Below are 21,507 nucleotides of genomic sequence, written 5' to 3' on the forward strand. Positions count from 1 at the left end.
ACTCGAGCGACTGTGTGTCGCTCGCCTATTTTCTATGCTGTCTTACGTTCGTGGCGCTGATAGCGCTCACGACTTGCATGCCGTTGCGATCGATTGGCCGGGAAGGTCCCCACCCGGTAAGCCTCTGGATTTCGATATAAACGGGTGTCTTGACGAAAAGCAAATCCCAGTGGGTTGAAATTTCCAAGACCAATGAAATCAGGGAGGGTATCGCGGGCCCCCAACGCTTACCGGTTTCGGCAGGGCGTTCGTTAGCCGGGTGCGACAATTTGGTCGCACATTAGCAATAATCAAGCAGAGGTGACTTGTATGTTGCACCTGCTCAATATATCTAGACACATTATAAGTGTGCTTACTATTCGCGCAGTCTTCAATGAACAGCAATCCGACCCTCGGCTTCCTCCTCCATGATGTCGCACGTCTGCTTCGAAAGCGTTTCGAGCAGCGGGCGAGATGTCTTGGGCTGACGCGGTCGCAATGGCAGACGCTGGTGTATCTCTCCAACAATGAGGGGATACATCAGGGCGGATTGGCGGAGATGCTGGAGATCGAGCCGATCACACTTGTACGCATTCTCGACAAGCTCGCCGAGCGCGGGCTGATCGAGCGCCGCCAGCACCCGACGGACCGCCGGATCTGGCTGCTTTACATGCGCGAGGAGGCACATCCGCTCTTGGCGGAAATGCGCGGACTTGGCGATGTGACGCGAGGCGAAGCCCTGGAGGATGTTTCCGCCGAAGAGCGGGAGCAGCTTTTCCAAATCCTGTCGCAGATGAAGACCAACCTAGTGCAGGCCTGCCGGACCCCCCTGGCATTGGCCGAAAACGAGACCAACCATGGCTGATAAAACTCCCCTGCGCGTCGTTTCCGACGCCGATGCCAATACTGCTGCCGGCAAGACTGCTGCCGAAACGAACGAGGTTTCTCCTCGCGAGGAAACCGTCGCCGAGGCGCCATCGTCCACTCCGGCGCCTGTCACCGCCGTCGCGCCACCCGTGACCGCGCCCCCGCGCCGCAAGCGCAGCATGACCCGGCCGGTGCTGTTTGCGCTGCTGCCCGTCGCGCTCGTGGTTGGTGGCTATTACTACGTCAATGGCGGCCAGGTGATGTCGACCGACAACGCCTACATCAAGTCCGACATGGTTGGGCTGACGACCGACGTTTCCGGCATCGTCTACACGATCAACGTGCATGAAAACGAAGCGGTGAAGCAGGGCCAAGTGCTGTTCAGCCTCCGCCAGGACGTGTTCAAGATCGCGCTCGACGGCGCCAAGGCGCAGCTCGGCGCGGTGCGCAACCAGATCCTCAATCTGGAAGCAAGCTACCAGCAGTCGCTGGCCGAGATCACCCAGGCCGAGGCTGACATTCCGTATTTCCAGACCGAGTTCGACCGCCAGCAGAACCTGCTGAACAGCTCCGCGGCCACCCGCACCGCTTTCGATCAGGCAAAGCACAATCTGCAGGCCGGCCAGCAGAAGGTCGCCGTCGCCAAGGCGCAGGCGGCTGCCACGCTCGCCCAACTCGGCGGCAATGCCGACCAGCCGGCCGAGCAGAACCCGCTCTATCTCGAAGCCAAGGCCAAGGTCGACGACGCGCAGCGCCAGCTCGATCACAGCGTCGTACGCGCGCCGTTCGATGGCATCGTAACCAATGTCAACGCGCTGCAGCCGGGATCCTATCTTGAGGCATCGACGCAGGCCTTCTCGCTGGTCGCGACCAACAACCTTTGGATCGACGCCAGCCCGAAGGAAACCGAGCTTACCTATGTGAAGCCCGGCCAGACGGCCACCATCTATGTCGACACCTATCCGGGTGTGACCTGGAAGGGCAAGGTCGAGAGCATCAGCCCGGCTTCCGGCTCCAGCTTCTCGCTGCTGCCGGCGCAAAACACGACCGGCAACTGGGTCAAGGTCGTGCAGCGTATCCCGATGCGCGTCAGCATCGAGGATGCAGCCGGCAAGCCGCCGCTTCGCGTCGGCATGAGCACGGTCGTCGATGTCGATACCGGCCACGCGCGCGGCCTGCCGGATTTCGTGTCCAAGCTTCTGGGCCGCTCGGGCGGAGATCATGAGTAACGCTGCCTCCGCGTCCTTCGTCCCGGTCGCCAACCGCGGCATGATCACGGCTTGCGTCATCCTGGCCGTCATCATGCAGGCGCTGGATACGACGATCGCCAACGTGGCGCTGCCCTATATTCAGGGCAGCGTTTCGGCGAGCGCCGACCAGATCAACTGGGTTCTGACCTCCTATATCGTCGCGGCCGCCATCATGACGCCGCCGTCTGGCTTTCTTGCCGCCAAGTTCGGCCGCAAGAAGGTGCTGCTGACGGCGATCACCGGCTTCGTCGTGGCCTCCGTGCTTTGCGGTCTGGCGCAATCGCTGAACCAGATCGTCGGCTTCCGCCTGTTGCAGGGCCTGTTCGGCGCATCGCTGGTGCCGCTGTCGCAGGGCATTCTGCTCGATATCTACACGCCGGAAGAACGCGGGTCCGCCATGGCCTTGTTCGGCGTGTCGGTCATGGTCGGGCCGGTGCTCGGCCCCGTCATCGGCGGCTGGCTGACCGACAACATCAGCTGGCGCTGGGTGTTCTACATCAACGTGCCGATCGGGGCGCTCGCCTTTGCCGGCATCATGATCTACGTCACCGAGACGAAGCTGGACGCGCTCGCCAAGCTCGACTGGTTCGGCTTCGGGATGATGAGCCTCGGCATCGCTTCACTGCAGCTCTTTCTCGATCGCGGCGAACAGCTCAACTGGTTTGCCTCGGGCGAGATCATGATCGAGGCGATCATCTGTGCCGCGGCTTTCTATCTGCTCGTCGTGCACACGCTGACGGCGGAGAAATCCTTCGTCAATCCGAAGCTGTTTCTCGACCGGAACTTCTCCGTCAGCATGATCTTCATCTTCGTGATCGGGATCACCTATCTCGCCTCGCTGGCGCTGATGACGCCCTACCTGCAGACGCTGATGGGCTATCCCGTCATCACCGCAGGTATCGGCATGGGGCCGCGCGGCATGGGCACGATGCTGTGCATGTTCATTGTCGGGCGGCTGATCGGCAAGGTGGATACGCGCCTGCTTCTCGTGCTCGGCCTCGGGCTGACGGCATGGGCGATGTACGACATGACAGGCTGGACGCCCGATGTCTCGCAGTGGACGATCGTTTCTGTCGGCTTCATCCAGGGCGCCGGACTCGGCTTCCTCTTCGTGCCGCTGACGACGATCGCGTTTTCGACGCTGCCGGCGGAGATGCGCGGCGACGGCACCGGCCTCTACAACCTGTCGCGAAACATCGGCTCGAGCGTCGGGATCTCCATCGTCTCGGCGCTTTTGGTCGAAAATGCACAGGTGAACCACGAGAACATCGCCGCCTATGTCACGCCGTTCAACCACGCCTTCGACGCGGCGGCCGCGCAGGGGATGAGCCCGCTCACCGCCGCCGGTCGCGCGGCGCTGAACGAGCTGATCACGCTGCAGTCGACGATCATCGCCTATATCGATGACTTCAAGCTGCTGATGATCATGTCGCTGGCGGTCATTCCGCTGGTGCTGTTGCTGCGCAAGCCCAAGGTGGCGCCTGTTATGGACCACAGCGCCGTGATGGAGTGATCAGCGAAATGGTTTGCTGAGATAGCGAGACCCTGAAATGCCGAAGCGCCATGGTGCTTCGGCATTTTTCGTTATGCCGATGCGTTTTCCGCTGACGATCTGCTCCGGTGCAGTCGGCGTGAGTGAATAGGGTTCGCGGTCGAGCAGGCGATCGTTGAGGGCGATGGTGACGTCGAGGGCCTGGCAGAGCTTGCCGGGGCCGCTGCAGAGCTGCGTGAGCGCATCGGTGCCGCGGCGTTCGATCATCGCGGCGATGCCGATTTCGGGCTCGATGGCGCGGATGAGCACTGCGGAGCCTGGGGTGCAGACGAAGTTCAGGCACCAGTGCATGCCGTAGATGCGGTAGATATAGACATTGCCCGGTCTGCCGAACATGGCGCCGTTGCGCTGTGTTGGGCCGCGAAAGCTGTGGGAGGCCTCGTCATCGGGGAAGTAGGCCTCGGTCTCGACGATGCGTCCGCCGATGCCGCCGACGGTGAGGCGGCAGGCAAGCAGGTCGCGGGCGACCGAGATTGCATCGCGCTCGAAGAAGCGGGTGAGGGCGTCGCCCGCAATCGATGCCGCGCCGAGCGCGCTTGTCCTGTCGTCCATTTTGTCTATCGGCCGGGCTTCGGATCATGCAGCGGGATGGACGAGCCGGTGACGGAAACCGGGTCGCTTGCCGGGAAGGTGTCTTCGAGGCCTTCGTCCAGTTCCTCTTCCAGTGTCGCCGCATCCTTGCTGTGCGGCCCGTCGCCGGCCGAGCTGTCGTGTGCCGCGAGAAGCAGATGGCGGGCGTGGGAGACGGCATTGTCGCGGGTCAGGCCGGGAGTGGCGGCATTATAAAGCGTCACGGCAATGCTGTTTCCGGTCTTGTCGCCGAACATGACGGTAAAGCCGCCCTCGCGTGCATTCACTGATATGTCTGTGATGGTCATGGTTTCGCTCCCGATGATGGGTTTGCCGAGGTCTTGATCGTATGACTATGTTTGCCTCGCGAACACCTTCGTCAACCACTCGATGAAGACGCGGACGCGTGGCGAGAGCTGGCGGTTTCGCGGATAGAGCAGCGAGACGGGCGTTTTCGTCAGCGGATAGTCTTGCAGGATGGGCTGGAGCTCTCCGCTGTCGATATAGCGCTGGGCATGATAGCGCGGCACCTGGATGATGCCGAGGCCGAGCCGTGCCGCCGCGTGGAAGCTTTCGGCGGCGTTGACTGATAGCGTCGCGGGCAGGGTGATGTTGCGGATCTGGCCGCCGACGAGGAATTCAAGTGGCACCAGCGCGCCGGTGGCGCTGGAGTGAAAGCCGACCATGCGGTGGCCGTCGAGCCGGTCGGGATGCTCAGGCGTTCCGTAGCGGGCGAGATAGGAAGGGGAGGCGAGCGTGACTTCCTCCAGCATCGTCACACGGCGCGCGACCATGTCGCTATCTGAGGGGATGCCGACCCGCAGCACGCAGTCGATACCCTCTCGCACGAGATCGACCAGACGGTCGCCCTCGCTCATATAGAGTTCGATATCGGGATAGGCTTCGAGGAAGGATGGCAGGTTGGGCAACACGAAATGGCGCGCCAGCGTGCCGTGCACATCGACGCGCAGCAGGCCTTTCGGCTTGGCGCCGGCGAAGGCGCCTTCCGCGTCCTCGATATCCGAGAGGATCGACAGGCAACGGCGGTAGTAGGCCTCGCCGTCGAGTGTCGGGCTAACGTGGCGCGTCGTTCGCTGCAGCAGGCGAACGCCGAGGCGGGCCTCCAATTGCTTGACCGCGTCGGTCACCGTCGAGCGCGGCAGGCCGGTATCTTCGGCCGCGGCGGTGAAGCTGCGGCGCTCGACGATACGGCAAAAGACGCGCATGGCATCGAATCTGTCCATCTATCTGTTCTCTGTTTCCGGATAGTGATGGCGAATAATGGATGATTATCCGCCGCGAGAAAAGCGGCATCTTCTCTCCAACGGCGCGATATCGCGCTTCCAAGCAAGGAGAACGACAATGACGGTATCGGAAAACAGGGTTGCGATCGTAACCGGCGCCTCCAGAGGCATCGGTGCGGCGATTGCCGATCGGCTCGCGCGCGACGGATTTACCGTCGTGATCAACTATTCCGGCAATGCCGCGCCGGCCGAGGAACTGGCTGCCGCGATCGAAAAGCGCGGTGGCAAGGCGCTGACGGCGAAGGCCGATGTCAGCGACGCGGAGGCCGTGCGGCGGATGTTCGATGCGGCCGAGGCGGCATTCGGGGGTGTCGACGTGCTGGTCAACAATGCCGGGATCATGGCGCTTTCGTCGATCGCGGATGCCGACGACGCGCATTTCCAGCGCATCATGGACGTCAATCTGAAGGGCACGTTCAACACGCTGCGCGAGGCCGGCAAGCGGATGCGCGATGGCGGCCGGATCGTCAATTTCTCGACCTCGGTGGTCGGGCTGAAGCTCGAGACCTATGGCGTCTATGCCGCGACCAAGGCCGCCGTCGAGACGATGACGGGGATCATGGCCAAGGAAATGCGCGGCCGTAACATCACCATCAACGCGATTGCGCCGGGGCCAACGGCCACCGATCTGTTCCTCAACGGCAAGTCGGACGAACTGGTTGCGCGGATGGCGAAGATGAACCCGCTGGAGCGGTTGGGCACGCCCGAGGATATCGCCGCAGCCGTGTCCTTCTTGGCCGGTCCCGATGGTTCCTGGATCAATGGGCAGGTGCTACGCGCCAATGGCGGCATGATCTGATTTGTGTCTTGGGGAGGGCGGCCTTCGGGCCGCGCATCTTCCGGCGGGTCGCTGTTGTGGATATCACGCGCTGAAAAATGCCAGTATCTGCAAGGAGATAGGGATACGCTCCGCCTTGAAGCGGCGGGGCTGCAATATCCCCTTACATTTGCATCATGATTGTCTATATTAGCAATGTAGGGATGTGCGGGACTCCTCCAATCCTACGCATCAGACCTCAATAACTGCCGAGCCATTGTTCCCTGGTGACCCGGCAGAGAGTGAAAGAAGAAATGGCAAAACATATGGTTGCGGCCCGTTGAAGGTAAACGCCTCGCGGGCCGCAGTTCTGTCAGCGGGCATCCAGCTTGGCGTCGGTCAGAAGCTTGACCATCCAGTCGACGAAGACGCGAACCTTGTTGCTGAGGTGGCGGTTCGGGGGATAGACGATGTAGAGCCCGAGCGGCTCGCGGTTCCATTCCGGCAGCACCTGTATCAGCTCGCCGTTTTCCAACTCGTTACGGATCATGAAGCGCGGTAACTGCGCGATGCCAAGCCCTCTCGTGGCTGCTGTCACGAAAGTCCTGCTATCGTTGACCGAGACGAGATAGCGCGGATTGATCTCCAACTCCTCGTTGTCCTTGCGAAACTCGAACGGAAGCGTCCGGTTGGTCTTTGCGCGGAAATAGCTTACGGAATAGTGATCGTTTTCAAGGTCTTCCGGTCTGTTCGGTATCCCGTATTTTTCGATATAAAGGGGTGAGGCGCAAGTGATGAGTTCCACCTCGGATACACGGCGTGCAATCAATGATTGGTCGGCCGGGGTGCCGGCGCGCAGGGCGCAATCGACGTTTTCGGCGAGGTAATCCACGGTGCGGTCGCCGACGCCGAGGTCGATGCGTATATCGGGATATTTCTGATAGAAATCGCAGAGCGCGGGCACGACGATCCAGTCGGCGAAGGCGCCGGCCATCTCGACGCGCAGACGCCCGTTCGGAAGCCCCTGCGAGTTGGTGAGGCTGCCATCGAGCTCGGCGATCTCGGAGACGATCTGGGCCGCGCGTTCGTAGTAGAGCGCGCCGTCGGTCGTCACCATGACGCGGCGGGTAGTGCGGTTGAGGAGCTTGGTGTGCAGATGCGCTTCAAGCCCCTGAATGAGGTTGGTCACCGTCGCCTTGGGCATCGAGAGCGTGTCGGCGGCCCGTGTGAAATTGCCTGTCTCCACGACGCGAATGAAAGCGCGCATTGCCGAGAGCTGGTCCATCGGAATTCACCTGAGTAGGTTGCAGTGCGGTATTGTTCGAAATCCGGAACAGTGTAATCGTATTGAGGCTTCTTATTCCGTGAGTGGAATAACAATATCTTTTTTTCAGAAATTGCAAGCCGTCGCCTTGGGCAATATGTTGCAACGGCAACATTACACCCGCGACGCAAGGATCGATACGATGACGGTGCAAGTGAAAGACATGGTGTTTGACAAGGTGGCCATTGGCCCCGTGTCGACGCGTATCTATCAGGGCGCCGAATACGGTAAGGGTTCGCCGATCGTGTTGTACTTCCACGGCGGTGCTTTCCAGTCCTCGGGACTGCAGGACAATGCCGTTGCCGAAGCGATCGCACGTGCCGGCGCCATCGTGGTCGTCGCGGATTACAACGCTCCGATGGGCGGTGTCTTCCCGAAGCCTCTCGAAGTCGGCTACTCGCTGTTTTCCTACATGGCCAACAAGCGCGCCTCGGGTCTCGGTGACCGCAACTCCGCGCTGCTGGTTGCCGGCGAGGAAGCGGGTGGCAACATCGCCGCCAGCGTGGCCTTCAAGGCTCGCGACCACTACGCAGATGCCCTCGATGGCCAGGTGCTGATTTCTCCGCTGGTCGATCCGTTCATGGGATCGTCATCGATGCGCGACGCCGACAGCATCGGCATGCGGGAGCGCTGGGCCGCGGGCTGGAGCCATTATCTCAGCGGCGGCGGCTGCCATCCCTATGCGGCGCCGTGCCTCTGTTCACGCATCTCGGGCGTTGCGCCCGCACTGATCTTCGCCGCGAAGGACGATCCCCTTCGTGATGAGACGCTTGGGTTCGCCGATCGCCTGAAACAGGCCGGCGTACCAGTTCGTCAGCATGTCTCTCCCGCCGGGGCAGGCTGGCCTTCGATTTACGGCGGGACGTCCGACAAGCCTCCGGGTTGGCGCGAAAGCATCACCCAAGAATTCGGAAGCTTCGTTCGTGACATGCGAAGGCAACCCGTACCTTTGAAGACCTGATCAATACTCGGCCGTGGGGGCCGTAAGGAGAATACAAATGACGTCCAGTAAGAAGCGCTGGGCCCTTGTGGGCGCCGGTCTGAGCCTTGTTGCGTCCGTTTCAGCCGCAGCACTGTTTTTCGAATTGCCGATGAGCGGCACCGCGACTGCCGCAACCGCCGAGGCACAGGCCGCTCCGCCGGCCGTGCCCGTTACCGTCGCTGTCGTCGCCAGCCGCGACGTCACCGAATGGGAGCAGTTTTCCGGCCGGCTCGAAGCCGTCGATCGCGTGCAGATCCGCTCGCGTGTCGCCGGCGCCGTGCAGTCGGTGCATTTCCGCGAAGGTGCGCTGGTGAAGGCCGGCGACCTGCTCTTCACTATCGATCCGGCACCCTACCAGGCGGCCGTATCGCAGGCTGAGGGCCAGGTGGCTTCGGCCGAAGCCAAGGTCAATCTCGCGCAGATCGAGCTTGATCGCGGCCGCAGGCTTTCCGACAACCGGACGATTTCGCAGAGCGATCTCGACCAGCGGCAGAACGCATTCACCGAAGCGCAGGCCGGTCTTCGCACCGCGCAGGCTGCTCTTCGCTCGGCACAGCTCGAGCTCGGCTACACCGAGGTGAAGGCACCCGTTGCCGGCCGCGTCGGCAAGCTCGAAGTGACCGTCGGCAATCTGGTTGCGGCCGGATCGACCTCGTCGGAGCTGGCCTCGCTCGTCTCCGTCGATCCGATCTACGCCAGCTTCAGCGCCAGCGAAGGCATGGTCGCCAAGGCGCTTGCCCAGCTTCCCGCCGCCAATGGCGCGGTTCCGGCCCTTGAACAGATCCCCGTCGAAGTCGGCACGCTTGCCGATGAGGGCACGCCGATCAAGGGCAAGCTGCAGCTGATCGACAACCAGGTGGATGCCTCCAGCGGCACGATCGGCGTTCGCGCCGTGTTCGACAATCCCGGTGGCAAGCTGATCCCCGGCCAGTTCGTGCGGGTTCGCATGGGCCAGCCGAAGGCCGAGAACAAGATCCTCGTCAGCGAACGTGCGATCGGCACCGACCAGGACAAGAAGTTCGTCTTCGTGGTCGATGGCGAGAACAAGGTGAGCTACCGGCCGGTCCAGCTCGGCATTGCCGAGGGTGGTGACCGCGTGATCGAAAACGGCCTTGCCGTCGGTGACAAGATCGTCGTCAACGGTCTGCAGCGCATTCGTCCGGGCGCGGTGGTCGCACCGCAGATGGAAGAGAAAGTCGCGGCCAAGTAAGAGCTAAGACCCCTCCCCAACCCCTCCCCACAAGGGGGAGGGGCTTCTCGGCGCCCGCCACGATTCTTCTCCCCCCTTGTGGGGGAGATGGCCGGCAGGCCAGAGGGGGTTTTCATACACAGACTGTTCCTACCGGCGGTATCCCAACCGCCGGAGAGGGTCGTTGCATCCCAAATTTCATCCCGGAGAGGGCTTTGAAATGAATATCTCCAGATTCTTTGTTGACCGCCCGGTGTTCGCCGGGGTGCTATCGGTCCTCATCGTGGTCGCCGGCCTGATCGGCATGCGATCGCTGCCGATTTCCGAATACCCGGAAGTCGTTCCGCCATCGATCGTCGTGCGCGCCACCTATCCCGGCGCCAACCCGAAGGTCATCGCCGAAACCGTCGCCACGCCGCTCGAAGAGCAGATCAACGGCGTCGAGGGCATGCTCTACATGTCCAGCCAGGCGACATCCGACGGCGTGATGACGCTGACGGTGACCTTCAAGCTCGGCACCAATCCCGACCAGGCACAGCAGCTGGTGCAGAACCGCGTCTCACAGGCAGAACCCCGCCTGCCGACCGAGGTGCGCGCGCTCGGCATCACGACAGTCAAGAGTTCGCCCGACCTGATGATGGTGGTGAACCTGACATCGCCGGACAATCGCTACGACATCACCTATCTGCGCAACTATGGCGTCCTGAACGTCAAGGACCGGCTTGCCCGCATCGAGGGCGTCGGCCAGGTGCAGATCTTCGGGTCGGGCGACTATTCGATGCGCATCTGGATCGACCCGCAGAAGGCGGCCGAGCATAATCTGGCGGCGAGCGACATCACCAATGCCATCCGCGCCCAGAACGTGCAGGCGGCTGCCGGCACGATCGGCGCGTCGCCAAGCCTCACCGGTGTCGATATCCAGCTGAACGTCAACGCCCAGGGTCGTCTGCAGACGCCCGAGGAGTTCGGCAACATCATCGTCAAGAGCGGCGCCAACGGCGAAATCACGCGTCTGCGCGACGTCGCACGCGTCGAACTCGGCGCCTCGGACTACTCGTTGCGCTCGCTGCTCGACAGTAAGTCGGCCGTCGCTATCCCCGTCTTCCAGGCGCCCGGCTCCAACGCCATCACGATCTCGGACCAGGTCATCAAGACCATGGACGAGCTGCAGCTGGCAATGCCTGAAGGCGTGAAGTACGAGATCGTCTACGATACCACGCAGTTCGTCCGCGCTTCGATCGAGAAGGTCGTCGACACGCTGCTCGAAGCCATCGCGCTCGTCGTCATCGTCGTCATCCTGTTCCTGCAGACATGGCGCGCCTCGATCATTCCGCTGATCGCGGTTCCGGTCTCGATCATCGGTACCTTCGCGGTCATGTATGTGTTCGGCTTCTCGATCAACGCGCTCAGCCTGTTCGGCCTCGTGCTTGCGATCGGTATCGTCGTGGACGACGCGATCGTCGTCGTCGAAAACGTCGAACGCAACATCGAGAACGGCCTTTCGCCGCGCGACGCTACCTACAAGGCCATGAAGGAAGTGTCCGGCCCGATCATCGCGATCGCGCTGGTGCTGGTGGCGGTGTTCGTGCCGCTGGCGTTCATCACTGGTCTGTCGGGCCAGTTCTATCGCCAGTTCGCGCTGACGATCGCCATCTCGACCGTGATTTCCGCCATCAACTCGCTGACGCTTTCCCCGGCTCTGGCCGCCCTTCTTCTGAAGGGTCACCATGCGCCGAAGGATTGGCTGACGCGCGGCATGGACTTCGTGTTCGGCTGGTTCTTCCGCGGCTTCAACCGCGCTTTCAGCGCCAGCTCCAATGCCTACGGTAAGGGTGTCGGCGGGCTGGTGTCGCGCAAGAGCATCGTCATGGTGATCTATCTGGCGCTTGCCGGTGCGACCTATGGCCTGTTCAACGCCGTTCCCGGCGGCTTCGTGCCGGCGCAGGACAAGCAGTACCTGATCGGCTTCGCGCAGCTGCCCGACGCCGCCAGCCTTGACCGCACCGAAGACGTGATCAAGCGGATGAGCGATATCGCCCTTGCAACGCCCGGCGTCGAACACGCCATCGCGTTCCCCGGCCTCTCGATCAACGGCTTCACCAACGGCTCGAACGCCGGTGTCGTCTTCGTCAAGCTGAAGTCGTTCGAGGAGCGCAAGACGCCCGATCTCTCAGGCGGAGCGATCGCCATGACGCTCAACCAGAAATTCGGCGCGATCCAGGATGCGTTCATCGCCATGTTCCCGCCGCCGCCGGTCCAGGGTCTGGGCACGACGGGTGGTTTCAAGCTGCAGCTCGAAGACCGGGCGGGCCTGGGCTACAACGCGCTGGACGAAGCAACCAAGGCTTTCCTCGCCAAGGCGTATCAGACGCCTGAGCTGGCCGGCCTGTTCTCGAGCTACCAGATCAACGTGCCGCAGCTCTACGCTGACCTCGATCGCGCCAAGGCCGAACAGCTCGGCGTGTCGGTGACCGATGTCTTCGAAACGCTGCAGATCTATCTGGGCTCGCTCTACGTCAACGACTTCAATGCATTCGGCCGCACCTATAGCGTCCGCGTGCAGGCAGACGCGCAGTTCCGCGCTCATGCCGATGATATCGGCCAACTGAAGGTGCGCTCGGCCTCGGGGCAGATGATCCCGCTGTCGGCGCTGCTGAAGGTCGATGCCACGACGGGACCGGAACGCACGACCCGCTACAACGGCTTCCTCGCCGCCGATATCAATGGCGGTCCGGCACCGGGCTTCTCGTCCGGGCAGGCACAGGCGGCCATCGAGCGGATCGCCGACGAAACGCTGCCGAAGGGCATCGGCTTCGAGTGGACGGATCTGACCTACCAGCAGATTCTGGCCGGTAGCTCGGGCGTGCTCGTCTTCCCGCTGGCGCTGCTGCTCGTCTATCTCGTGCTGGCTGCCCAGTATGAAAGCCTGACACTGCCATTGGCGATCATCATGATCGTGCCGATGGGCGTGCTGGCCGCCTTGACGGGCGTCTGGCTCACCGGTGGAGACAACAACATCTTCACCCAGATCGGCCTGATCGTCCTTGTCGGTCTCTCGGCGAAGAACGCGATCCTGATCGTGGAGTTCGCCCGCGAGCTGGAATTCGAAGGCCGTACGCCTGTTCAGGCGGCGGTCGAGGCCAGCCGCTTGCGTCTGCGCCCGATCCTGATGACGTCCATGGCGTTCATCATGGGTGTCGTGCCGCTCGTCGTCTCGACCGGCGCGGGTGCCGAGATGCGTGCCGCCATGGGTGTGGCGGTGTTCTCTGGCATGATCGGCGTCACCTTCTTCGGCATCTTTATGACGCCGGTGTTCTACGTGCTGATCCGCAAGCTGGCGGGCAACCGTCCGCTGGTGCAGCACAAGGACGACGACCACAACGGCCACGGTGGGGCCGAGGTGATCCGGATGGCGGCCGAATAGGCTTCCGATACAGATAAATAGAGCAAAGGGCGGGACGCGAGTTCCGCCCTTTTTTGTTTTGAAGGAGCGGTCAGTCGATGATGAACATCTTGGCGCCGGATGTCGTCCTGGATCGGTGGGCGGCGTCACCGTGGTCGGAGACCGTGTATCCCATGCCAGGCTTCATCACGAAGCTGCGGCCGTCCTTCAGCTCGCTCGTCACCTCTCCCTCGAGCACGTAGACGATGTGGCCGCGGTCGCACCAGTGGTCGGCCAGGTAGCCCGGCGAGAGCTCGACGATGCGCATGCGGACATCGCCGTTGTTCAGCGTTCTCCATGTGGCCGTTCCGGTTTCGCCCTTGTGTTCGGTGGCCGGAAGCGCATGCCAATCGAGCGAGGTGTAGGGGAGCGGGGGAAGTTTCATCGTGGGGATCCTTGCGTGTTTCGTCGCCCGGGTTCACGGATCCGGCGGGATATGTCCAGCATTTTGTTTGCAATGCAGCATGGCTTTTTGAGCTTGCATCGGCGCGGGCGGCCCTATCAATTGTGAGGGGATACGGGTGGTTGCTGCTTCGCCGCCTGTCACAAGAGGAGGTTCCATGCATATCGCAATCATCGGCGCTGCCGGCATGATCGGGCGCAAGCTCACCGAACGGCTGGTGTCCGACGGGCAACTGTCCGGACAGACGATCGGGCGGCTGACGCTCGTCGATGTCGTGGCGCCGGCGGCACCTGTCGGCTTTGCCGGGCGGGTGGATGCGAGTGCGGCCGATATCTCGCAGCCGGGGCAGGCGGCGCTGATCGTCGGGTCGCGGCCGGATATCATCTTCCACCTCGCGGCCATCGTTTCGGCGGAGGCCGAGCTCGATTTCGAGAAAGGCTACGGCATCAATCTCGAGGGGACGCGGGCGCTGTTCGAGGCGATCCGCCTGGCGCATCTGCAGGATGGCTATCGTCCCTGCGTGGTCTTCACCTCCTCCATCGCCGTCTTCGGCGCGCCGATGCCCGATGTCATCCCCGACGATTTCAATCTGACGCCGCTGACGAGCTACGGCACGCAGAAGGCGATGAGCGAGCTTTTGCTCGCCGACTATACGCGTCGCGGCTTCATCGACGGTGTCGGTATCCGGTTGCCGACGATCTGTGTCCGGCCGGGCAAGCCGAACAAGGCGGCCTCCGGTTTCTTCTCCGGCATCATCCGCGAGCCGCTGGCGGGACAGCCGGCGACCCTTCCGGTGCCGGATACGGTGCGCCACTGGCATGCGTCGCCACGTTCGGCGGTCGGTTTTCTGATCCACGCCGCCAGCATCGATCTCGAGCCGCTCGGCGCGCAGCGAAGCCTGACCATGCCCGGTGTCAGCGCCTCTGTCGGCGAGCAGATCGAGGCCTTGCGTGCGATCGCGGGCGACAAGGCGGTGGCGCTGATCCGGCGGGAGCCGGACGAGTTGGTTATGAGGATCGTCGGCGGCTGGGCCCGGGCCTTCGCGCCGGAGCGGGCAACGCGCCTCGGCTTTGTGGCCGAGACGAGCTTCGAAGACATCATTCGCGTGCATATAGAAGATGAAATGGAAGGCAGTATCCGATGAGCAGTCAACAACGGGCGATCGCGTTTCTGGGCACCGGGCTGATGGGCGCGCCGATGGTGCGGCGTCTGCTCGATGCCGGATTTGCCGTCACCGCCTGGAACCGTGACATCGCCAAGGCCGAAGTGCTGAGAGCCGATGGTGCCGCAGTTGCGACGACAGCGGCTTTGGCCGTTGAGGGCGCGTCGGTTGTCTTCACAATGCTCAGCGATGGCAATGCTGTTGGTGACGTCCTGTTTTCGCAAGGTGTCGCGCAGGCGCTCGCACCCGGCGCGGTCGTCATCGATTGCAGTTCGATCACGCCTGAAGCGGCGCGGGATCATGCGGCGAGGCTCAGTGAACGCGGCATCCGCCATCTCGATGCGCCGGTTTCCGGTGGTGTCGTCGGCGCTTCGGCCGGTACGCTTGCGATCATGGCGGGCGGTAGCGCCGATGTCGTCGATGCTCTGTCTGATGTGTTTTCCGCGCTCGGCCGGGTGACGCATGTCGGGCCGAGCGGCACCGGCCAACTCGCAAAGCTCGGCAACCAGCAGATCGTGGCGATCACCATCGGCGCTGTGGCCGAGGCGATGATGCTGGTTGAGGCCGGTGGCGGGTCGGCGGAGGCGTTTCGCCGCGCGATCCGGGGCGGCTTTGCCGAGAGCCGAATTCTTGAGATCCACGGTCAACGTATGGTGGAGCGCAATTTCGGCGGCGCCGGCCCTTCGAGGCTGCAGCTGAAGGATCTCAACAATATCGTCGCCGAGGCGAAAAGCCTGGCGCTCACCTTGCCGCTGACCGAGGCCGTGCGCGCGGAGTTTGCCGCGTTCGTCGAGGATGGCAATGGCGATACGGATCACAGCGGATTGCTGCTGCATCTGGAGCGGAAGTCGGGCCGCGAAGGCGGAAAATCCTGATGGTCGGTACGGTCCCTGACGAACAATAAATAGTGCTGGCGCGCCAGCATGCAATCATTGATAGATTTTTAGGGTGTTCTAATTAATGTCACACTTGGCAATCACTGGTAGGTGATTGTGGTTGCCGCCGGGCAGTGGGGATGGATTTCGCTTTGACGTGGCGTGAGGCATGAATGGCTTTGGCATCTAAGAACTCCATACGCTCTGAGCGGGAGTTTCAAGATCTTCTACGGCGTTTGGAGCTTGCGCTCGATGCGTCGCAGATCGGTGTCTGGGAGCATGACCTGCGATCGAACGAGATCTCCTGGGACGTGCAGATGCATCGCCTCTACCGCACGGGCCAGCGCAGCGGGCCCGTGCCGACCTCGATCTGGTCGAACGCGATCCATCCCGATGATCGCGCGCGTGCCACCCGGGAATTCAACGACGCCATCGCCAAGCGCGGCCAGTATAATTCGGAGTTCCGGATCATCTGGCCGAATGGAGAGATCCGTTACATCCGCTCGCGCGCGCATTTCTATGTGAGCGAGGAAGGAGCGCCCTCATTCATCGGTGCGGAATGGGATGTGACCGCCGACGTGCTTTTAAACGCTGAAGCCGCGCGGCAGCGGGAGGTCGCGGAGGCCCGCGCGCTGGCGCTTGAGGAAAGCACAGCGCTCATCGAGCATGCGGCCGAGCACGACTACCTGACCAGCCTGCCGAACCGGCGCTTCTTCGACAAGCGGATCGCCGAGCTCGCCGAAGACGAAAGTGTCTCGACGCTGGCGGTGCTGCATCTCGACCTCGACGAGTTCAAGCAGATCAATGACAGCTACGGCCACGCCGCCGGCGATGCGGTGCTGCGCGCGGCAGCCTTGCGGATCGCCGCGGTGCTGCCGGAAACCGGGATGGCGGCGCGCATCGGCGGCGACGAATTCGTCATCGTGCTCGTCAATTTCGAAAGCATGGACGAATTGCGGGAGATTGCGCGCCGTGTGCAGAAGCGGTTGCGCAAGAAGATCCGCTTCGGCCACGAGATGCTGCAATCGGGTAGTTCGATCGGCATTTCATGGTCGGCGGATCGCGGCGATACCAATCTTCTGGCCGAATCCGACATGGCGCTTTACGCGGCCAAGAGCAGCGGGCGCGACCGTATCGAGTTCTTCACGCAGCGGCTGAAGGACGAGCTGATGGGCAAGCGGCGGATCGCCGAGGAGCTCAAGCTGGCGCTGACGGCAGGCGAAATCGTTCCCTACTACCAGCTGCAATTCGACGCGCGCACGCGGGAGATCGTCGGGCTCGAAGCGCTGGCGCGCTGGCGTCACAAGGAAAGGGGCATTCTGGCGCCGGCGGATTTCCTGAAGGTGGCCGACGAGCATGGGCTGACCGCCGAAATCGACGCTTCGATCCTCCGGCACGTCCTGAGGGACCGCCGCGAATGGGAGCGGCGTGGCTTCGATGTGCCGAGGATTTCGGTGAATATTTCAGGGCAGCGGCTTTATGATCCGCTTTTGATCAGTGATCTGGAAGCACTTGATATCCCTGATAATTCGATCGTTTTCGAGCTGATCGAGACGATCTTTCTCGACGACTGCGACGACGAGATGATGCAGAGCGTCGACCGGATCAAGCTGATGGGCATCGAGATCGAGATCGACGATTTCGGCTCCGGCCATGCCTCGCTGATCGGCCTCGTCAGGCTGCGCCCGACGCGGCTGAAGATCGACCGCCAGCTGGTGGATGCGATCGATACGTCCGACGAGCAGCGGCGGGTGGTGAAGTCGATCATCGAGATTGCCAAGGCGCTTGGCGTCAAGGTGATCGCCGAGGGCGTCGAGACCGAGCGGCATGCGGCGACGCTGGCCAAGCTTGGATGCGATGCTCTGCAAGGGTTTGCGCTGAGCAGGCCCGCGCCGGCTGCCGAGATTGACGCCAAGTTTTCGGCGCTGGTCGCGGGTTGAGGATTAGGCAGCGGTGCCGAGTTCGCCGCGCGCTTCGAGATACCACTCCACGAAAGCCGCCACACCCTGTTCGAGCGAGGTGCTCGGTGTGTAGCCGGTCAGCGCCTGCAAGAGATCGGGGCTGGCATAGGTGCGCGGTACGTCGCCCTGCTGCATCGGCAGCATGACGCGCTTGGCCGGATGGCCGAGTGCTTTCTCCACCGTTTCGACGAAGTCGAGCAGGCTGATCGGCTGGCCGCCGCCGATGTTGACGATGCGGAACGGCGCCTGATGCGAGAGCGTCTCGACCTTCTCCGATGCTACGCGATTGCTCTCGGCGGGAACGACGGCCGAGAGACGCACAACGGCCTCCACGAGATCGTCGATATAGGTGAAGTCCCGGCTCATCTTGCCTTCGCCGTAGATCTCGATCGGTTGGCCCTCCAGCATGTTCTTGACGAACTTGAAGAGCGCCATGTCCGGCCGGCCCCAGGGGCCGTAGACGGTGAAGAAGCGGAAGGCCGTGGTCGGGATCTTGTGGAGATGAGCGTAGCTGTGCGCCATCAGCTCCATAGACTTCTTGGTCGCGGCGTAGAAGGTGAGCGGCTCGTCGGCGCGGTCGGTCTCGTGGAAGGGAACGGTCGGATTGGCGCCGTAGATCGAGGAGGTCGAGGCCAGCATCAGGTGGGAGACGCCGGTGTTCTTGGCGATCTCCAGGATGTTCCAGGAGCCGATCAGGTTGGAGTTCAAGTAAGCTTGCGGGTTCTCGTTGCTGTAGCGCACCCCGGCCTGGGCGGCGAGATGGATCATCACGTCGGGCTTGGCGACTGCTACCGCCTGTTCGAGTGCGGCGCGATCCTCCAGCATCGCCGTCACCGGCTTGAAGGCCGGGAACTGGGCAAGCGCGGCATTGCGCATATGCTTGAGCTTGATGTTGTAATAATGCGTCATGCCATCGAAGCCGGTGACCTCGTGGCCGTCCTGTAGCAGCCGGCGCGCGAGATGGAAGCCGATGAAACCGGCCGTTCCGGTGATGAAATACCGCATGCTCATGCCCTGCTTTTGGTTATGCCTTGCTCTTCTTGCCGACCGCGAAGTAGCTGAAGCCGTGTCTGGTGACTTCGGCGATCGGATAGATGTTGCGCAGATCGACCAGCACCGGCGTCTTGACCAAGGTCTTCAGCCGCTTGAAGTCGAGCGCGCGGAACTCTTCCCATTCGGTGACCAGCACCAGCGCATCGGCGCCCTCGGCGATCTCATAGGGATCCTTGCCGTAGACGACCGGGCCGAGCAAGTCTTTCGCCGCGTCCATCCCCTCGGGATCGTAGACGTGGACCGCCGCGCCGCCGTCGAGCAGCGCCTGGATGATGGTGATCGAGGGCGCGTCGCGCATGTCGTCGGTGTTCGGCTTGAAGGTCAGGCCGAGGATGGCGATCTTCTTGCCGCGCACGTTACCGTCGCAGGCGGCGACCACCTTTCGGCCCATGGCGCGTTTGCGGTTGTCGTTGATGGCGACGGTGGTCTCGATCAGCCGCATCGGGCTGTCATGATCCTGCGCGGTCTTGACCAGCGCCAGCGTGTCCTTCGGGAAGCACGAGCCGCCGTAGCCTGGGCCGGCATGCAGGAACTTGTCGCCGATGCGCTTGTCCATGCCGATGCCCTTGGCGACCTTCTGCACGTCGGCGCCGATCTGTTCACAGAGATCGGCGATCTCGTTGATGAAGGTGATCTTCATGGCGAGGAACGCGTTGGCCGCGTACTTGATCAGCTCGGAGGTGCGGCGCTCGCAGAAATAGAGCGGGGCTTCGTTGAGATAGAGCGGGCGGTAGACTTCGCGCATGACCTCGATGGCGCGCGGCTCCTCGGTGCCGAGCACGATGCGGTCGGGGCGCTTGAAGTCGGTGATGGCGGCACCTTCGCGCAGGAATTCCGGGTTGGACACGACTTCGATGTCCTTGTCGGGAAACTCTTCGCGGAAGATGCGCTCGAGTTCGTCGCCGGTGCCGACGGGAACCGTCGACTTGGTCACGACGACGGTGAAGCCTTCGACGGATGCGGCGATTTCACGCGCGGCGGCATAGACGTAGCTGAGGTCGGCGTGGCCATCACCACGGCGCGAGGGCGTGCCGACCGCGATGAAGACGACGTCGGCAGCGGCGACGGGGGCTGCGAGATCCTTGGAGAAATCCAGACGTCCGGCGCTACGGTTCTGCGCGATGATGGTATCGAGGCCGGGTTCGAAGATCGGCACTTCGCCTGCTTCTAGCGCATCGATCTTGGCCGCCGACTTGTCGACACAGGTGATATGATGGCCGAAATCCGCGAGGCAGGCCCCCGAGACAAGGCCGACATAGCCCGAGCCGATCATCACAATACGCATGGAAATTTCCTCAAACACCGATCACAGCCCTGCCTGATGGCAAGGCCATGATGGTGTTACAGAGGTAATTTTATAAGTTCAAGACAACCACGAGCTCAGTTGCGGCCGAACTCGTCGACGATGCGGATGATGTCGTCTTCGCCGAGATAGGAGCCGGTCTGGACTTCGATTAGCTCGAGCAGGATCTTGCCCGGATTGGCCAGGCGATGGACTTCGCCAAGGGGTATGTAGACCGATTCGTTTTCGCGCAGCATCTGCACGTTCTCGCCGATCGTGACCTCAGCCGTGCCCTTGACGACGATCCAGTGCTCGGAGCGATGGTGATGCTTCTGCAGCGACAGCTTCTTGCCTGGGGTGACGAAGATGCGCTTCACCTGGAAGCGGTCGCCGTTGAAGATCGAGGTGTAACCGCCCCAGGGACGGTAGGAGGTCGGGTGCGTCTCGGTAAGCTTTGATGTCGCCGGCTTGGAGGCCAGCATCTTGACGATCGCGCCGACGTCCTGGCTGTCCTTGAGGTGGCCGACATAGACGGCATCTTCGCTGGCGATGACGGCGACGTCGTCCATGCCGTTGACCGCGAGATGCACGCCGTGGGTCATGACCAGCGAGTTGCGGGTATTGACGACAGTGGTGTTTTCGGCGGCGACATTGCCCTTTTCGTCAGGATTGCCGCTCTTCCAGATCGCGTCCCAGCTGCCGAGATCCGACCATTGGAAGGGAGAGGGAACGACGGCTGCGTTCTTGGTCTTCTCCATGACCGCGTAGTCGATCGAGATATCCGGGCTTTGAGCGAATGCCGCCTTGTCGAGGCGGATGAAGTCGAGATCCTTGACGCCTCGAGCGATGGCTTCGCCTGCGGCCTTGAGGACATCGGGGGCAAACGTGGTCATCTCGCTCAGCAGCTTGGCGACCGGGAACATGAACATGCCGGAGTTCCAGTAGAAGCCGCCGGATGCCAGCATCTCCTCGGCTTTTTCAAGCGGCGGCTTCTCGATGAAGCGTTTGACTGACAGCGCGCCGCTCGGCAGCGCCTCGCCGCCTTCGATATAGCCATAGCCGGTTGCGGGCTCCGTCGGCTTTATGCCGAAGGTGACGAGCTTGCCCGCGGATGCGGCGGCGATCGCTGCGCGTACCGCGTCGAAGTAGACCTGGTCGGCGTCGATCTCATGGTCGGAGGCGAGCACATGCATGATGGCGCTCTCGCCGAAGCGTTCACGCACCAGCGCGCCGGCTGCGGCAACGGCGGCGGCGGTGTTGCGCGCCATCGGCTCCAGAAGGATGCTTGACAGCGAGATATCGAGTTCGCGGGCCTGCTCGGCGACGAGGAAGCGGAACTCCTCGTTGGTGATGACGATCGCCGGCTCATAGAGCGCCTTGTCCGAGACCCGCAGCAATGTGTCCTGGAACAGCGTCGTGTCGCCGATGAAGCGGATGAACTGCTTGGGGGCGGCGGCGCGCGACAGCGGCCACAGACGCGTGCCCTTGCCGCCTGCCATGATTACCGGAACGATCTTCTGCGTCATCTGGATGTGTCCTCGAATGGTCTTTAATC

General features: G+C 62.5%; 18 protein-coding genes. 10 read left to right on the forward strand and 8 right to left on the reverse strand.

The genetic code is table 11. The annotated features are described in order from the left end of the window. Window positions 1-373: 373 nt before the first annotated feature. From ACIQUB_RS00350 to ACIQUB_RS00360, 3 genes are read left to right on the forward strand one after another with little or no spacing between them, the layout of a single operon-like run. Window positions 374-844 (forward strand): MarR family transcriptional regulator, encoded by a 471-nt coding sequence (locus ACIQUB_RS00350; RefSeq protein WP_113235324.1) that lies wholly within the window; start codon window positions 374-376, stop codon window positions 842-844. Then, window positions 837-2,075, forward strand: a complete 1,239-nt coding sequence (locus ACIQUB_RS00355) for an HlyD family efflux transporter periplasmic adaptor subunit (RefSeq protein WP_113235323.1) — start codon at window positions 837-839, stop codon at window positions 2,073-2,075. The genes ACIQUB_RS00350 and ACIQUB_RS00355 overlap by 8 nt, the downstream gene beginning before the upstream one ends. Further along, a complete protein-coding gene (locus tag ACIQUB_RS00360) occupies window positions 2,068-3,609 on the forward strand; it encodes a DHA2 family efflux MFS transporter permease subunit (RefSeq protein WP_402928220.1) in 1,542 nt (513 codons plus the stop codon). The genes ACIQUB_RS00355 and ACIQUB_RS00360 overlap by 8 nt, the downstream gene beginning before the upstream one ends. Here ACIQUB_RS00360 and ACIQUB_RS00365 read toward each other — a convergent pair whose 3' ends face one another. Genes ACIQUB_RS00365 through ACIQUB_RS00375 form a run of 3 tightly spaced genes read right to left on the reverse strand, consistent with a single transcriptional unit; the run spans window position 3,610 to window position 5,462 of the window. Then, window positions 3,610-4,200, reverse strand: coding sequence for a DNA-3-methyladenine glycosylase (locus ACIQUB_RS00365; RefSeq protein ID WP_113235321.1), 591 nt, complete (start codon window positions 4,198-4,200; stop codon window positions 3,610-3,612). A 5-nt stretch (window positions 4,201-4,205) separates the two neighbouring features. Then, a complete protein-coding gene (locus ACIQUB_RS00370) occupies window positions 4,206-4,526 on the reverse strand; it encodes a hypothetical protein (protein WP_113235320.1) in 321 nt (106 codons plus the stop codon). Window positions 4,527-4,571: 45 nt separating this feature from the next. Beyond that, a complete protein-coding gene (locus tag ACIQUB_RS00375; protein WP_113235319.1) occupies window positions 4,572-5,462 on the reverse strand; it encodes a LysR family transcriptional regulator in 891 nt (296 codons plus the stop codon). 118 nt (window positions 5,463-5,580) lie between these two features. Between ACIQUB_RS00375 and ACIQUB_RS00380 the strand changes: the two genes are divergently transcribed. Continuing rightward, entirely contained in the window at window positions 5,581-6,321 is a 741-nt protein-coding gene (locus ACIQUB_RS00380) for an SDR family oxidoreductase (RefSeq protein WP_113235318.1), read from the forward strand. A 331-nt stretch (window positions 6,322-6,652) separates the two neighbouring features. Here the strand turns inward: ACIQUB_RS00380 and ACIQUB_RS00385 are convergent, their stop codons facing one another. After that, complete coding sequence (locus tag ACIQUB_RS00385) at window positions 6,653-7,564, reverse strand: LysR family transcriptional regulator (RefSeq protein ID WP_402928225.1); 912 nt, start codon at window positions 7,562-7,564, stop codon at window positions 6,653-6,655. 181 nt (window positions 7,565-7,745) lie between these two features. Here ACIQUB_RS00385 and ACIQUB_RS00390 point away from each other — a divergent pair, with 181 nt between their 5' ends. The 3 genes from ACIQUB_RS00390 (at window position 7,746) to ACIQUB_RS00400 (ending at window position 13,198) form a co-directional block, all read left to right on the forward strand. Further along, a complete protein-coding gene (locus tag ACIQUB_RS00390) occupies window positions 7,746-8,564 on the forward strand; it encodes an alpha/beta hydrolase fold domain-containing protein (protein ID WP_402928228.1) in 819 nt (272 codons plus the stop codon). A 37-nt stretch (window positions 8,565-8,601) separates the two neighbouring features. Next, window positions 8,602-9,795 (forward strand): efflux RND transporter periplasmic adaptor subunit, encoded by a 1,194-nt coding sequence (locus ACIQUB_RS00395; protein WP_113235315.1) that lies wholly within the window; start codon window positions 8,602-8,604, stop codon window positions 9,793-9,795. A gap of 199 nt (window positions 9,796-9,994) precedes the next feature. Next, complete coding sequence (locus tag ACIQUB_RS00400; RefSeq protein WP_113008356.1) at window positions 9,995-13,198, forward strand: efflux RND transporter permease subunit; 3,204 nt, start codon at window positions 9,995-9,997, stop codon at window positions 13,196-13,198. Window positions 13,199-13,268: 70 nt separating this feature from the next. Here ACIQUB_RS00400 and ACIQUB_RS00405 read toward each other — a convergent pair whose 3' ends face one another. Further along, window positions 13,269-13,601 carry a DHCW motif cupin fold protein gene (locus ACIQUB_RS00405; protein ID WP_018897047.1) on the reverse strand — a complete coding sequence of 111 codons (333 nt, stop codon included), beginning with the start codon at window positions 13,599-13,601 and terminating at the stop codon, window positions 13,269-13,271. A gap of 175 nt (window positions 13,602-13,776) precedes the next feature. On the opposite strand from ACIQUB_RS00405, the gene denD reads away from it, so the two are divergent. The 3 genes from denD (at window position 13,777) to ACIQUB_RS00420 (ending at window position 17,596) form a co-directional block, all read left to right on the forward strand. Continuing rightward, window positions 13,777-14,763, forward strand: coding sequence for a D-erythronate dehydrogenase (gene denD / locus ACIQUB_RS00410; RefSeq protein WP_113235237.1), 987 nt, complete (start codon window positions 13,777-13,779; stop codon window positions 14,761-14,763). Beyond that, window positions 14,760-15,656: an NAD(P)-dependent oxidoreductase gene (locus tag ACIQUB_RS00415; RefSeq protein ID WP_402928234.1), complete on the forward strand. Its 897-nt coding sequence runs from the start codon at window positions 14,760-14,762 to the stop codon at window positions 15,654-15,656. Before denD ends, ACIQUB_RS00415 begins: the two co-directional genes overlap by 4 nt. Window positions 15,657-15,829: 173 nt before the next feature. After that, a complete protein-coding gene (locus ACIQUB_RS00420; RefSeq protein ID WP_402928236.1) occupies window positions 15,830-17,596 on the forward strand; it encodes a putative bifunctional diguanylate cyclase/phosphodiesterase in 1,767 nt (588 codons plus the stop codon). Between the two features lie 3 nt (window positions 17,597-17,599). Here the strand turns inward: ACIQUB_RS00420 and ACIQUB_RS00425 are convergent, their stop codons facing one another. The 3 genes from ACIQUB_RS00425 to ACIQUB_RS00435 form a co-directional block, all read right to left on the reverse strand. Further along, window positions 17,600-18,622 (reverse strand): NAD-dependent epimerase/dehydratase family protein, encoded by a 1,023-nt coding sequence (locus ACIQUB_RS00425; RefSeq protein ID WP_113235309.1) that lies wholly within the window; start codon window positions 18,620-18,622, stop codon window positions 17,600-17,602. 19 nt (window positions 18,623-18,641) lie between these two features. Continuing rightward, window positions 18,642-19,955, reverse strand: a complete 1,314-nt coding sequence (locus ACIQUB_RS00430; protein WP_113235241.1) for a UDP-glucose/GDP-mannose dehydrogenase family protein — start codon at window positions 19,953-19,955, stop codon at window positions 18,642-18,644. 95 nt (window positions 19,956-20,050) lie between these two features. Beyond that, complete coding sequence (locus tag ACIQUB_RS00435; RefSeq protein ID WP_113235243.1) at window positions 20,051-21,478, reverse strand: mannose-1-phosphate guanylyltransferase/mannose-6-phosphate isomerase; 1,428 nt, start codon at window positions 21,476-21,478, stop codon at window positions 20,051-20,053. Window positions 21,479-21,507 lie beyond the last annotated feature (29 nt).

It is taken from the genome of Rhizobium sp. NPDC090275, assembly GCF_044772225.1.
Taxonomy (GTDB): Bacteria; Pseudomonadota; Alphaproteobacteria; order Rhizobiales; family Rhizobiaceae; genus Rhizobium.

Coding starts and splice junctions, on each gene's coding strand:
- ACIQUB_RS00350 (WP_113235324.1), top strand. CDS start 374: ATGAACAGCAATCCGACCCTCGGCTTCCTCCTCCATGATGTCGCACGT.
- ACIQUB_RS00355 (WP_113235323.1), top strand. CDS start 837: ATGGCTGATAAAACTCCCCTGCGCGTCGTTTCCGACGCCGATGCCAAT.
- ACIQUB_RS00360 (WP_402928220.1), top strand. CDS start 2,068: ATGAGTAACGCTGCCTCCGCGTCCTTCGTCCCGGTCGCCAACCGCGGC.
- ACIQUB_RS00365 (WP_113235321.1), bottom strand. CDS start 4,200: ATGGACGACAGGACAAGCGCGCTCGGCGCGGCATCGATTGCGGGCGAC.
- ACIQUB_RS00370 (WP_113235320.1), bottom strand. CDS start 4,526: ATGACCATCACAGACATATCAGTGAATGCACGCGAGGGCGGCTTTACC.
- ACIQUB_RS00375 (WP_113235319.1), bottom strand. CDS start 5,462: ATGGACAGATTCGATGCCATGCGCGTCTTTTGCCGTATCGTCGAGCGC.
- ACIQUB_RS00380 (WP_113235318.1), top strand. CDS start 5,581: ATGACGGTATCGGAAAACAGGGTTGCGATCGTAACCGGCGCCTCCAGA.
- ACIQUB_RS00385 (WP_402928225.1), bottom strand. CDS start 7,564: ATGGACCAGCTCTCGGCAATGCGCGCTTTCATTCGCGTCGTGGAGACA.
- ACIQUB_RS00390 (WP_402928228.1), top strand. CDS start 7,746: ATGACGGTGCAAGTGAAAGACATGGTGTTTGACAAGGTGGCCATTGGC.
- ACIQUB_RS00395 (WP_113235315.1), top strand. CDS start 8,602: ATGACGTCCAGTAAGAAGCGCTGGGCCCTTGTGGGCGCCGGTCTGAGC.
- ACIQUB_RS00400 (WP_113008356.1), top strand. CDS start 9,995: ATGAATATCTCCAGATTCTTTGTTGACCGCCCGGTGTTCGCCGGGGTG.
- ACIQUB_RS00405 (WP_018897047.1), bottom strand. CDS start 13,601: ATGAAACTTCCCCCGCTCCCCTACACCTCGCTCGATTGGCATGCGCTT.
- denD (WP_113235237.1), top strand. CDS start 13,777: ATGCATATCGCAATCATCGGCGCTGCCGGCATGATCGGGCGCAAGCTC.
- ACIQUB_RS00415 (WP_402928234.1), top strand. CDS start 14,760: ATGAGCAGTCAACAACGGGCGATCGCGTTTCTGGGCACCGGGCTGATG.
- ACIQUB_RS00420 (WP_402928236.1), top strand. CDS start 15,830: ATGGCTTTGGCATCTAAGAACTCCATACGCTCTGAGCGGGAGTTTCAA.
- ACIQUB_RS00425 (WP_113235309.1), bottom strand. CDS start 18,622: ATGCGGTATTTCATCACCGGAACGGCCGGTTTCATCGGCTTCCATCTC.
- ACIQUB_RS00430 (WP_113235241.1), bottom strand. CDS start 19,955: ATGCGTATTGTGATGATCGGCTCGGGCTATGTCGGCCTTGTCTCGGGG.
- ACIQUB_RS00435 (WP_113235243.1), bottom strand. CDS start 21,478: ATGACGCAGAAGATCGTTCCGGTAATCATGGCAGGCGGCAAGGGCACG.